Annotated in this window: 9 protein-coding genes and 1 pseudogene; 4 read left to right on the top strand and 6 right to left on the bottom strand. The window is 52.4% G+C overall.

Going from position 1 to position 12445, the window contains the following annotated elements:
- Together CLV80_RS15100 and CLV80_RS15095 are read right to left on the bottom strand one after the other, a co-directional pair.
- Positions 1-648 (bottom strand): DUF2291 family protein, encoded by a 648-nt coding sequence (locus CLV80_RS15100; protein ID WP_106358776.1) that lies wholly within the window; start codon positions 646-648, stop codon positions 1-3.
- A 69-nt stretch (positions 649-717) separates the two neighbouring features.
- Entirely contained in the window at positions 718-1665 is a 948-nt protein-coding gene (locus CLV80_RS15095) for a D-ribose ABC transporter substrate-binding protein (RefSeq protein WP_106358775.1), read from the bottom strand.
- Between the two features lie 503 nt (positions 1666-2168).
- Here CLV80_RS15095 and CLV80_RS15090 point away from each other — a divergent pair.
- The 3 genes from CLV80_RS15090 (at position 2169) to CLV80_RS15080 (ending at position 7210) form a co-directional block, all read left to right on the top strand.
- Positions 2169-3326 (top strand): hypothetical protein, encoded by a 1158-nt coding sequence (locus tag CLV80_RS15090; protein ID WP_133169784.1) that lies wholly within the window; start codon positions 2169-2171, stop codon positions 3324-3326.
- A gap of 72 nt (positions 3327-3398) precedes the next feature.
- On the top strand, positions 3399-3605 hold the full coding sequence (locus CLV80_RS15085) for a hypothetical protein (protein WP_106358773.1): 207 nt from the start codon (positions 3399-3401) through the stop codon (positions 3603-3605).
- 185 nt (positions 3606-3790) lie between these two features.
- Positions 3791-7210, top strand: a complete 3420-nt coding sequence (locus CLV80_RS15080; RefSeq protein ID WP_106358772.1) for an AAA domain-containing protein — start codon at positions 3791-3793, stop codon at positions 7208-7210.
- Positions 7211-7584: 374 nt separating this feature from the next.
- On the opposite strand, the gene CLV80_RS15075 is transcribed toward CLV80_RS15080, so the two are convergent.
- From CLV80_RS15075 to CLV80_RS15065, 3 genes are read right to left on the bottom strand one after another with little or no spacing between them, the layout of a single operon-like run.
- Positions 7585-8484 (bottom strand): plasmid partitioning protein RepB C-terminal domain-containing protein, encoded by a 900-nt coding sequence (locus CLV80_RS15075; protein WP_106358771.1) that lies wholly within the window; start codon positions 8482-8484, stop codon positions 7585-7587.
- Positions 8475-9380: a plasmid partitioning protein RepB C-terminal domain-containing protein gene (locus tag CLV80_RS15070; RefSeq protein WP_106358770.1), complete on the bottom strand. Its 906-nt coding sequence runs from the start codon at positions 9378-9380 to the stop codon at positions 8475-8477. The genes CLV80_RS15075 and CLV80_RS15070 overlap by 10 nt, the downstream gene beginning before the upstream one ends.
- Entirely contained in the window at positions 9380-10936 is a 1557-nt protein-coding gene (locus CLV80_RS15065) for a recombinase family protein (RefSeq protein WP_279338303.1), read from the bottom strand. Before CLV80_RS15065 ends, CLV80_RS15070 begins: the two co-directional genes overlap by 1 nt.
- An 87-nt stretch (positions 10937-11023) precedes the next feature.
- Between CLV80_RS15065 and CLV80_RS15060 the strand changes: the two genes are divergently transcribed.
- A complete protein-coding gene (locus tag CLV80_RS15060) occupies positions 11024-11404 on the top strand; it encodes a hypothetical protein (protein ID WP_207766598.1) in 381 nt (126 codons plus the stop codon).
- Positions 11405-11882: 478 nt separating this feature from the next.
- Here the strand turns inward: CLV80_RS15060 and CLV80_RS15055 are convergent.
- Positions 11883-12293: pseudogene (locus tag CLV80_RS15055) on the bottom strand (IS66 family transposase); the annotation flags it as partial.
- Between the last annotated feature and the right edge of the window lie 152 nt (positions 12294-12445).

The raw sequence follows: 12445 nt of genomic DNA, 5'->3' as shown, positions 1-12445 counted from the left end.
TCACTCCCCGACGGTCATGGCGGTGGGGACCACTTCGAGCGTACTGTCCATGTCTTTGAAGGTGAACATTCCTTCAAACGTTACGGTTTGACCGACAAGATCACCCTTTGGGATCGTCAGTCGTTCATGGGCCATCGCGTTCAGACCATTGCCAAGCTTAGCAAATTCGATCTGGTCGCGGAAATCACTGAAAAGCAGGAATGGCATCGCATCGCGCAGCGTGGTGCCGCGAACGATTGGACCAAGCTGCAAGGTCACATCAATTTCGCTGTCGCCGTCGGTATCAAGATGGAGCTTGGCCGCACGGTTTTCGGTTTTGGCTTCGATAATCGTGCCAGTGCCAGAGATCGCAAAGTTCCACGGGTTCGCTTCGCCTTCGGGGCGCAAACCATGCGCGTCGCCAGCGTCGTCAACGTCTTGCGCGAGTGCGCTTCGTAATTCATCAAGCGGGACCAGATGCGCTGTGACTGTCGGCATCACATCGGTGTCCCAGATTTCGCGGGCATAGATTGCCATGCGTTCTTCATCCGTCAACGCGGCTTCGGCTTCGCTTGCATCATTCGGGTCAACGTTCTTTACGACTTTGCAGGCCGCAGTTGCCGTTAATGCGCTCAGTGCAATGGCGGAAAACAGAATAGTGTGACGCATGGGTCCCCCAGTTCATCAGGAATGAACCCGGCCATGAAGCCGGGTTCGTGTATTTTGAAGTGTAGCGGTTTACCCGCTAAGGGCGAATGTTTCGAGATCAGCCGCATTGTCCGCGTTGATCAGCACACAATCCATCAGCTGCTTTTCTTCGAGCCCTGTTGAGCCGGTTTTGATGTACATGTCGGCCTGCTCAACTGCGATCTGCGCCTGACGATATGCTGGTTGAAGAACAGTCGCCTTGATGCCACCAGCAAGAATGCTGTCGCGCACGTCGTTGGACCCGTCAAAGCCCACAACAATCACATCGGCACGTCCTGCGGCCTCCAAGGCAGCCCAAGCGCCCATTGCCATCGTGTCATTGCCACAGATAACGCCCTTGATGTCAGGGTTTGCCTGCAAGATGGATTCCATCTTTTCAAAGGCTTCTGTCTGAGACCAGTTCGCAGATTGCTGCGCAACCATAACCAGATCAGGATATTGGTCGATAATGTCGTGATAGCCAGAAGACCGGATGCCGGCGTTTGTATCTGCTTCACGACCAACCAGTTCAACGTAGTTGCCTTCTTCCTCCATGATCCGAACGAACTCTTCGGCACCCAACTGGGCACCTTGGTAGTTGTTCGAAACGATCTGGCTAACGGCAATGCCGGTTTCTTTGATTTCGCGGTCAATCAGGAACGACGGAATGCCCGCGTCCTTGGCTCGCTGAACGGCAGCGACAGTTGCGTCTGCACCAGCGTTGTCCAGAATAATTGCAACTGCGCCACGTGCGATCGCTGTATCAAACAGCTCAGATTGTTTGTTTGGATCATCGTCGTGAACAAGCACAATCGTTTCGTAGCCCAGCTCGATCGCGCGTTCTTCCGCGCCAACGGCCTCCGCCTTGAAAAACGGGTTGTCATGGCTTGGCGTTATTATCGCGATAAGGCCTTTGCCTTGTGCAAAGCCCATCTGTGCACTGGCGAGCGTTACGACACCCGCGAGCCCCGACATAAAAATACGACGGTTGGTTTTCATTGGTAGTCCTCCCTTTGTCTCAGCCAGCTGAGCGCAAGACTGATTGAATGCTACCATTTCGACCGCAAGTCATATTGTCAACAGGTATGATGAGTATGTCAAAATGTGAACCCAATTGCTCTTGGGCAAGCTCGCTCCTTGTATTACGATCCGTCGCGCGATGCTGGCAGAACTCGCGTCGCCCGTCGGTCGGCATAGTGCTCTACAATTAAGTGAAGATCGCGTCGTTCGGTTCGGCGGCCTTGCCCGAAAGCCAAAGTGGCTGGTTCCTATATGACTTTGCCGCGCGGTTAACTAGAGCTCAAATTTCGAGAGACGCTTTGGCGGGTATGATGGTTTCAGCGCCGACTGCAGTTGATGCACACTCGATCAGATCATTTTCGGGGAACACTGAGGCCTTTTGGTTGAGTGACTGTGATGCGTATGCATTGTCCCGAGCCAGTGAACGGTTAGGGTGCGCAATTGAAGATATCAGGTCGGCAAAGTATCTTGATCGATCGGAATTGGCACGCTTAGCTGATGTCGGGTTCGCAGCATTGCTAAAAGGGCCCGACAATCTGCGAGCCACGCTGGTAGATTTAGTGAAACAACGCGGTCGATCCGGCACAAGACGGGTATTTGGTGTTTTCTTCAACCTTATGGAAGGAAAAATGGGGCAAGCTATGCCTGCAGTTCGCCGTGTGTTGAGGGAAGTCATCCTTGAGAATTTTGTCATAAATCCAGGTGACATGCTGCTCGGCAAACTTTGTTCGGAACGACGCTTTCACTCTCTTCAGTCTGCAGCTGATCAAACGGGGGTACATCCTACAAAAGTTGCGAGTGTGCTAACCGCCGCCGGTCTCATGGCTCGAGATATTGAGGGAAAATTTACACAAATTGAAGCTAAGCGCGCTGAAGCGATGTTAAGAAGGCTGTCATCTGCGGTTCTCACCAGAGACGCACTCAAATTCCTTGGGCTGCCATGGCGGCATTTGATGAGTTTGCAAAACGCTGAGGTGATTTCACCAATTAATCCAGCTTGCGGGGGACAGTACATGTATTGTCGGCACGAACTTAGCAGTCTCCGCGATGCGATGTGTCAGAATGGTCACGATATTGGATTGGAAAGGGCCGGTTTGGTGCCAATATATAAAGCGGCTAATCAGTCGGTGTGCGGCGTCGCTGAGGTTGTAAAGCTTCTTATTTCAGGTCGCTTGAAGAAAGTCGGACTTGCGCACGGTGTTCCGAGCTTTGACGCCATTCGGGTAGATCCAGCAGAGGTTTTTGAAGCTCTTCCGCGCTATGATGCGGTTGCTAAGGCAATGACGCGAGATGATCTGCTGAAGCAATTCGGCGTATGTGGCGCGACGGTCGCATTCTTGCTTCGGGAGGGGTGCTTTGACGAGTTTCGAGCTCGCTGCCCAAAGTCGCGCAAGATCCGTTCATATGTCACCAAAACCAGTGTTGATCAGTTCTCACATGAATACGTTAGTCTTAGGAACCTTGCCCGTGAGCAACAAGTTTCGGGACGCGTTCTTAGTTATAGATTGAAGAACACAGAGATTCTTGAATTGCCAGTTCCTTCGAACTGTCGCGGCCGATTTTTTAGGCGATCAGATGTGTTAGCCCTATTGGGGGCACCAAAGCCAGAAAGCTTGAGAAAGGATCGGCGCACTAATTGAAGCACCTTGTTCGTTCTAATTTACGCGTAGAACCGTCTCAAAGAAGACCGCGACATCACTTGGAGAAAAACGATGACTAACAGCGACGATTTGGTTGAAGCGATTGAGGTTATGGCGCGAGCTGTCGGTGCCCACGCGATTTGCAAATATAAGTTTGATCGGTTGCGGATCGAGTTTCCAAAACTGCCCGATAATGATCAACAAGCGAAGGCTCTTTACGTGATTGCTGATCTAGTCGAGGAGGCCGCCGAAAACCTTCAAGGGCAAGAAGATTTGTGAACTGTCTGTTCCTTCCAAATGTTGCAGCCGATGTTTCCGCCGCGCCGAGGCGAACTTGGGAAATGTTCCAACTGAAAATATACGCGTCTCATCGCGTTGCCGATCGCATTGGCATGTGTTTGTATTGATGAATTAAATTGCGCAGAGCCATCACCTGGTTCTAGCGAAAACAGTGATTGAGCATTATGAAGCAAGAATTGCAAAAGACCCTGAAATATTGGCGAGCGTCTCTTGCTGATGGCGCATTGGGGCAGGGTCGCTTCAAGCAGCGTGATCGGAAGAACTTTATTGAACTGTCCAAAGACACCCTGGGCAATGGTATTTTGCCAAGGAATCAGGTCAAAAAAGTCTTTGAGGGAGAGAAACCTGATACCAAGCTGATGTCGGTCCGACTTTGGCCGATGGTCACCGCCCGCATGAAGTCCCATGGTGCGACGCTATCGAATGGTTTTTCCGAACTCGTTGCTCCTGTCGTTACCGAGGCGTCAGTTGATCGAGATGGAAATATTCGACCATCACGAAATGTGCTTGCGCGGGACCTACTTACGCCGTTGCCGAATGATGAGTTTTCGCTAGGCAGCATTGAGGATTTCGATACGTTCTTGTCGGCTACACCATTCTCGCCGGACGAAAACTCTCCGATCTGGTCACAATATTTGAGTCACTGCCGCGAAATGCTTGATGCCGTGTCACCAGGGTGGCCAGCAAACGACGACAACTACGTCTCTGCAGGTGTCGGATTCATTGAGGTAGCAGGAGATGCAGCTGCCACCATCGCGCAGGTCATCAAATTATATGATAGTCTCATCGAAGATAAACCAGAGACACCGCTCTTAGGACAATTGGCGGTTCCGTCGTCAGCGCAAAAAGAACTTTCTACACAGACCGAGGCGAACTTCGCCAATCGCCTTGGCCATGCCAACGATGCGTTTCCTCTGGCGGACCATCAACGTCAAGTTCTCTCGTATCTTTCAACCGGCATAGATGGAGATGTCCTTGCTGTTAACGGTCCACCGGGAACGGGCAAGACGACGATGCTTTTGTCCGCTATCGCTAATGCCTGGGTCCGCGCGGCACTTGAAGAAGGCAAGCCACCGATCATCGTCGCAGCGTCGAGTAACAATCAGGCTGTGACAAATATCATCGATGCGTTCGGGAAGGACTTTGCTGAAGGTGTTGGACCGTTTGCGGGGCGGTGGCTGCCTGACATAAAGAGCTACGGTTTGTTTTTGCCGGCGCGTTCCAAAGAAGCGGAAGCTGCTTTGAAGTATCAGACAGAGCGCTTCTTTCGTGAGCTTGAAAGTCATGTCTATTATGAACGTGCCAAAGAGGCGTATCTGACCTCTGGCAAAACGGCCTTTCCTGATCTTGAAAATGCAGATGTCGCAAGCATCGTTTCTCAATTGCACAAACTGATTTCCGCCGAGGTTTCCAAACTTTCTAATGCGGACAGGGCGCGTAAATGGGTTGAAAAAGCAGCGGCTAAAGTCGCTGACCTGCTGGGTAAAGACCCGGTGACCACTTCGGCCCAGCTTGAAAATGTCGCGCATGATAGCGAGGCAACGCATAAACGCCACAAATCTTGGGAGTCCTGCTGGATCAAATACCAAGCTGATGAACCCTTCTTGCTCTCTTTGTTCAGCTTTCTTCCTCCTGTTGCACGAAAAAGAGTAATGAAGGCACGTGTTGCGCTTGAAGATGCTGGCTGTACGCTCGACCTTTCCGGCAGAAGTTCGGTTGCAAGCATCGGCACCTCGCTGCGAGAGGCTCTGCGCTCGGCTAAAGACGTGGCCGTTGCCGCTCGTCATGCCTATGAGGAGGCAAAGGCTGCGATGAAGGAACTGGATCAAGCCCAGGATGATTGGGCCGGCAAAATCGAAAATCTGGGTGCGCCACCAATGCCAGCTTCAGACGCACTGACCGTTGATCGGTTTGCAGATTGCCACACGCGCTTTCACCTCTTTCGGCTTGCCTGCCACTATTGGGAGGGACGCTGGCTGCTCGAAATGGAGGAGAACCTCGATGAGATTGCCGGAGCACACCGAAAGACCGGGTTAAAGACAGTCGAGCCACGCTGGCACCGTCGCATGATGCTGACACCCTGCGCCGTTTCTACCCTTGCAAGCCTGCCAGGCAATATGTCATATGGCCTCAAATCCGGTGGCGACTGGAAGACCGGATATTTGTACGACTTCATCGACTTACTGATTGTCGACGAAGCGGGGCAAGTCCTGCCCGAAGTGGCGGCGCCATCATTTGCATTGGCAAAGCAGGCTCTGGTTATTGGTGATACCCAACAGATTGAGCCGATATCATCTGTTTCCAGTTCAGTTGATATTGGAAATCTGCAGAACTTGGGATTTCTGAAAGACGCCTATACCGAAGCCGATCTTACCGAAGTCTCAGGCACGGGTATGCGCAGTGCTGATGGCAATGTGATGCGATTAGCGCAGCAGGCGTGCTCTTTTGAGCCGTATCCGGACCTGGAACGTGGACTATACCTGTTTGAGCATCGACGCTGCTATGACGAAATTATCAGCTTCTGTAACACGCTTTGCTACAAGGGGATGCTACAGCCCAAGCGGGGTAGCGCGACTGAAGAGCGCGTTGTCCCGGCAATGGGTTATCTACATATCGACGGTATGGCATTGAGTTATGGCGGCAGCCGCGCCAACACGACCGAAGCTGCAACGATTGCGGACTGGCTGGCAGCGAACCGCCAAGATCTTGAACAACAATATGAAAAGAAACTGGAAGACATCGTTGGTGTTGTCACGCCGTTTGGACGCCAGGTACGAGAAATCAAAGGCGCATGTGCTGCTCTGGGTATTAGCCCGAAAATGACGGTCGGCACCGTGCACTCTTTGCAAGGTGCCGAGCGACCGATCATCATATTCTCGCCCGTTTACTCGAAACACGCTGACGGGCAATTCATCGACATGTCACCAAGCATGTTGAATGTGACCGTCTCTCGTGCAAAAGACAGCTTCCTTGTGTTTGGGGATATGGACGTTTTCTCCTCGGCCGCCAAAGGTACACCCCGCGCGGTGTTGGCCGAGGTTCTCTTCTCTCCAAATGGCTCAGCGCTGGAGTTTGCAGCTCGACCACGACCGGACCTTCAAGTTTCGGATCAATCGTTAATGACATTACGGGATGCGGCAGAGCATGACAGCTTCCTGATCGAGGCGCTGTCGTCATCAGCGCGCGAATTCACCATCGTCAGTCCTTGGGTCATTGCTTCGACAATGAAACGCGCTGGTCTGCTAGATGCGTTCCAGAAAGCGACAAATAGGGGGGCTGAGATCGACGTGTTTGTTGATCCGCTCCTTAATCAGTCACGGAATGATGATGGCACAACACAGCTCGACATCGCAAAGACTGTGCTGGCAGAAGTTGGTGTCCGCATTCACGAAGTGCGCCAACTCCATAGCAAGATCGTCATCGTGGATGCCAATCAACTTTGTATCGGTTCATACAACTGGCTGAGTGCAGACCGAAAGGGACGTTACGCCCGCCATGAAACATCAATCGCCTACAGTGGATCGCATCTTCAGGGCGAGATCGATGTGATCAAGGGAAGCCTAGGTGGCCGTGAAAAGCGCTAGTGCGTTTCTCTCTTCTTTCATTATCTATATCAAATATCCGTTTCTGAAGCTGCACCCGTACTCGAGTTCGCTGGGATTTTGATCGACACACTCAACCTATGGGCGGTTAACATAACACCCGTTCAGCGATGTTCCCGGTTCGTTACGACTTAGCGCTTCAACCAACAGCTGTCTGCGCGCGCCGATACAAAGTAGCGCGCGTAGACTGGTTGATGCCGCTTCGCCGGGCGTCTGGCCCGGCATGATGGGCCCCGACGGGGTCGCCGTCCTTTCCATCTCCGCACTCGATCCGCCCCACAGTGCGGCGTCTCCTGCGGTCCCCGCGCTTGATGGGTCCGGGTCCCCCTAAAACCGTTTCAATCAACCGAGAAAAATCATGAAGTGAAGGCCTCTTTCTCGGTGATCTTTTCAAATGCGGGTAAGAACGCGTCGTGGTGTAGCGACAAGTAACGTGTGATCCGCTCGCAGCGCATCAGTTTCGCGATGTACCCACGGGTCAGGACTAAATTGAGATGATCGGCTCCGTAGCTATCTTCGACAATGCGGACCTCGCGTTCCAGGTTGGCAGACTCGCGCTCCATAAGCTCCAGCTGCTCGCGTGAAATACCTTTGATCTTTTTCGGCGTTGCGGCCGACACCAACTGGTTTTCGGGTGTCGCGGCCAGAAGTGATCGGGCATAGTTGATCGTGAACTTGTTCATGGCGACCATGAGTTGCGCCGCTTCAATCTGCCTGATCGGCTTCATTTTCTTCAGAATCTGAAACCCGTTCAAAGCCACTTGTTTATCTTTCAACAGTTCTGCCGCCTCATCGCAAATACCATCCAGCAGCTGGCGTTTCTGCTTCAGGGTCTTGATGTTGACGTTAAGTGCGTTCGCCAGACGGGCCTCCGGTACACCAAGAGAGAGGGCTCTCAGGATCATCTTGTGTTCTTGTATCGTAGCAAGGCGACTGATGCGTTTGTTGTAAGTGAAGGCTTCATCGTCGGTGGAGACAAGACATCGCGCATGCGTCTGACCCTGATCTTTCAAAACCTGAAGGCGCAGATGCCCATCAAGCAATGTATATTGACCAGTGTCGTAAGGATCGCGGGACACGACAATAGGTTCAACAAGGCCAATTTCCAGAACAGATGCTGCGATCTGTTTGAATTTAATACTGGCCTTCTTTTGCGGGGTGACCACATAGAGTGGCGCGATCTCCTCAAATGGAAGCGTTACCAGCTCCTGTTCAAAAGCAGCTGCAACTGTCCGTTCTTCCCGGGTCACCGACATGCGGACGCCTCTTCGGACTGCGGTAGGCGGTCTGCAACTTGCTTTGGCAGACTGCCCAACCCTTCGGCGCGAAGCAATGTGACGAAGTTTTCGTCAGCCATCAGCGTCTTGAGCGCTTGGGTCAGGAACAGCAGTTCGCTGCGCGTTGCACTTGCCTTTCTCAATAACACCTTCTTTTTCTCGACATCGTTTTCATAGGTCTTGAGCAGCGTCTCGACAGAAAGGCTCTTGCGTGGCCGTTCGACAGTGGTCGCGCGACCCTTGCCGTGTTTCTGGCGCGCTTCAACAAGGCGCTTGGCTGCCAGGAGTCTTCCGCCGCGCAGGAGCTTTTTCTCATAAGCCTGCCGGAGAACACGTTGCAGGTCGACGTCATCCGCGTCCGCAATGTCAACGGCGACACTGACTGGGATCTTACCGCTCTCCACTGCTCGCAGGAGGCGATGTTCATGACATTCCAGAAGCTTTAGTACGCCATGGACATACTTTTTGGACAGCTGTGTCTTGGCTGCGATTTCAGCTTCAGAGTATCCCCTTTCCTTGAGGCGCCCAATATCTCGGAGCAAATCCAGCGAATGGTGCTGCCTGCGTGCCAGATTTTCTACCAGGCTCATTACAAGGCAGTCTTCGCTGCTGGCATTGATGACGATCGCCGGGATTTCAGATTGGCCAAGAACCTTGAATGCCTCCAGTCGGCCCTGGCCGCAGACCAATTCGTATACCGGTTTGTCTCCGTCTTCAGTCTCACGCGCAGCAACCGTAATAGGTCTTTTCAACCCAAGCTCCGCAATGTTCGCAGTGATCTCATCGAACACCTTTTTGTTCCTGAGCCTTGGGTTGACCACAGTGATAGCATCGACGGGAACAAGAACAGTGTGCTCAACTGGTGCGTAATTCATCAGGCTACCTCCAGTATTGGCGCACGTACGGCCATGTCGAAGAAATGCGCCAGATTTTCGAAGCGGAATGCATCAAGGGACAAACCGTTGTTTTCAGCCAAGCGTAACTTTGATTTGGTCATGTCAAAGGTGGGCAGCAAGTAGTAGTCGAGGGGTGCAGTATTGGCCTGTCCCATCCTGACGACGATGGACAAGTCCGGAAGTTGGCCGGCGCTCAGGCGAATGTTCCAGCGATACGCGCCCGCGCCTGTTTGCATGCAGCGTGCGATGACAATGGAAACGGTGAACTCGTCATTGATGATGAGAGTATCTGCATTGTGATCACGAACGACGTCGCCGCCAACGGCTTCGACCCCGGCGATGATGTCCCTGACGATGTCGGAATGCAGGCTGTGCAATCGTCTGTTGATCTCAATGTATCGGTAATCTCTGTCAGGCTTGAAGCCGACGAGGCTGTAGGCGCGCAACAGGCTACCAAATCTGTTCTGGTAGGCACCGCTTGACGGAAGTTTTGGCGCTTCATTGATGACAAAGCCCGAGAGGTAGCCGTTTTCTTCCAAAACCTCCTTTAGCCGATCAAGCATTTCATCGTCGGACAACACATGGGAGCGGGCTGCAATGATTGCTCCGGCAGCGTTGAACAGGTTAGCGTCAACAATTGCTTCAAAGGCACCAACAGCGCGGACCCAGTTTTCCGGATCGTTCTGGACATGGCGTTTCTTGAGTTTGAAAGAGTGGCGGTTCCAGAGATTATTCCCGATGTATTTTTCGTTGGTCAGAATTTGACGCACGACCGCTGGCGACCAGTCCCGATCCAGATCGGTTCGAATACCGCGCCGGTTCAGGTCTGATGCGATCTCAGCTTCAGACCAACTATCATTCACAAACCTCAAGAAGATCTGGTTTACTATAGCGACTTCATCAGCCGGACCCGGAACAAGTGTAACCCGGTCGGTTTGAATACTCTTGTGCTCACCTCGCGACAGAATGCCCTTGGCATGACCAGCTTCATCGATCAACATGCGCCGCAACCCGAACCCAGGTGCGCCGCCTTGTCGATAGCCCAACTCAATCAGTCGGCGCTGTCCTGCAAAGACCTTTTGCGACAGCTCGCGACTGTATTCGCCAGCCATCGCGCGTTTGACGCCTTTCACAATGGTGGAAACGGGGCTTCCGTCATTTTCGAATTGCTCGGCGCAATACTCGACTGAAATGCCGGCACGCTTGCAGATATACTCATAATAGGCGCTTTCATCCGCATCCTGAAAACGGCCCCAGCGACTGACATCATAGACGAGAACTGTTTTGAAATCGGTCTCACCTGCTTCGATGTCGTAGATGAGTTGCGAAAGACCGGCTCGACCTTGAATGCTCAATCCGCTTTTGCCAGCATCCGAATAGGTTTGGATTATCTTGTAGCCGCGTTCTTCGGCATATCGCTGGATGGCGTCGGCCTGGTTTTCGGTTGAGTATCGCTGGTGCTCGGTCGACATACGAACGTACTGGGCTGCGTTCCGGCGTTTGTCTCCGTCTGAATTGTTATTTGGCCAACTCAATGACGTGGCCCTCCATATTCAAATTCGTAATTTTGCGCAGCTGTTCTGCGATTCCTTTCACGAACTTATCGGAAAGGAGACGGAAACATGTTTCATAAAAAGGGCAACATCTTTCATAGAGGCAGTCAGGATCTGGTTTCGGCTGTAGAATATCGAGAGGCAGTTAGGTCTGCGCTAACCTATGAACTGGGAGGCGCGGGCCGGGCGGCGAAAGCAACGATAAAGTGGACAGGAGTAAGCGAAAGGACCGCAAAGAACTGGATAGCCGGTTCATACGGACCAAGTGGTGAGCATTTGATTGGTTTGATGAAGCACTCGGATAGTGTGATGGACGTGGTTTTGGAGCTAGCTGGGCGTCATGAGACTTTGGCAATGCAGCGCGTTGAGATCGTGAGACGGGAACTCAGAGAGGTATTGAAGGTATTGGACACGATCTGTGCCGCTGACGATGCTTCAAGTGAAACCTAGCGACATACAAAGCATATTTCGGTTTGTATGCCTTGTATCAAGAAACCGAGTTTTCTCATTGATCGATTGAAAGGATTTGGGTTCTTCGAGCAGTCAGTGTTGGGCAAGGCCGAGAGGAATTTTCGGGCGCGAAGACGTATCATTTGGTTGCGATCTATTGAGAGTTGCCGTGGGTTGGGGGTTGCAGCACTCATTTGTTAGATGAGTTGCAGGTTATGTGTCGGTAAATGGCAAGTTAGATGTCGACGCTATCAGAAAGCCCCACAAAACAAGGCGCGTCCAGCAGCAAAAAGTGTCACCTTATGTGTCGTTCCAGACCATTCTGTCTGTCGGACCGGCCATAGTTATGCCAAATCCCCGGTTTCGGTTTGCCACGAAACCGGGAAAGTCATGCCAGGGTATCCCAATTCATTGAATTTGAATGGTTTTTTTACGAAACGTCTTCGAGCGCCGCTTTCCAGAATATCTATGGTCAGTTGCCCTCAAAGCCCTGTAAAATCTCAACCGTATGTTTGCCCGACCGACCCGGCGCGTAGGTAAAGGCCACCCCGGGTGGTTCCGGCCCGTTCCATGCGCGATCATCGCGGGCGAGCGCCCAAAAATAGCCCTTCTTTTTCTTACCCCGCCCAGGATCAAGGACGGGTGCTGGCGCCTCATCCATAAACAGTTTTGCGGATTGTTTGAGGTGTGCCAGCAGGGCGTTATGAACAGGCTTAAGCTCATGGGCGGCCTTGCCGACCCAGAACGCCAAAGTGGAACGATCGATATCCACGCCTTGTCGGGCATAGATTTGTGATTGGCGATACAGTGGCAAGTGATCAGCATACTTCGACACGACGACGCTGGCGATCGTGGCTTCGGTCGGCATGCCGCCTTCAATCAGACGTGACTTCCCGTACTTGCTCAGGATACCAAGTCAAAGGAGCGGAACAAATCCGCGACAGGTCCAGTTTAGCCAGTGTCAAACGGGCCGAAAGATGCGACTCTTCGACTAAGCGGATGATCTCCAGTTTCTCTGATGCAGGGTACCTCATTCGTGGT

The organism is Yoonia maritima, assembly GCF_003003285.1.
Taxonomy (GTDB): domain Bacteria; phylum Pseudomonadota; class Alphaproteobacteria; order Rhodobacterales; family Rhodobacteraceae; genus Yoonia; species Yoonia maritima.
The sequence above is the reverse complement of the archived record's forward strand: the minus strand, read 5'-3'. Positions and strand labels throughout refer to the sequence as shown.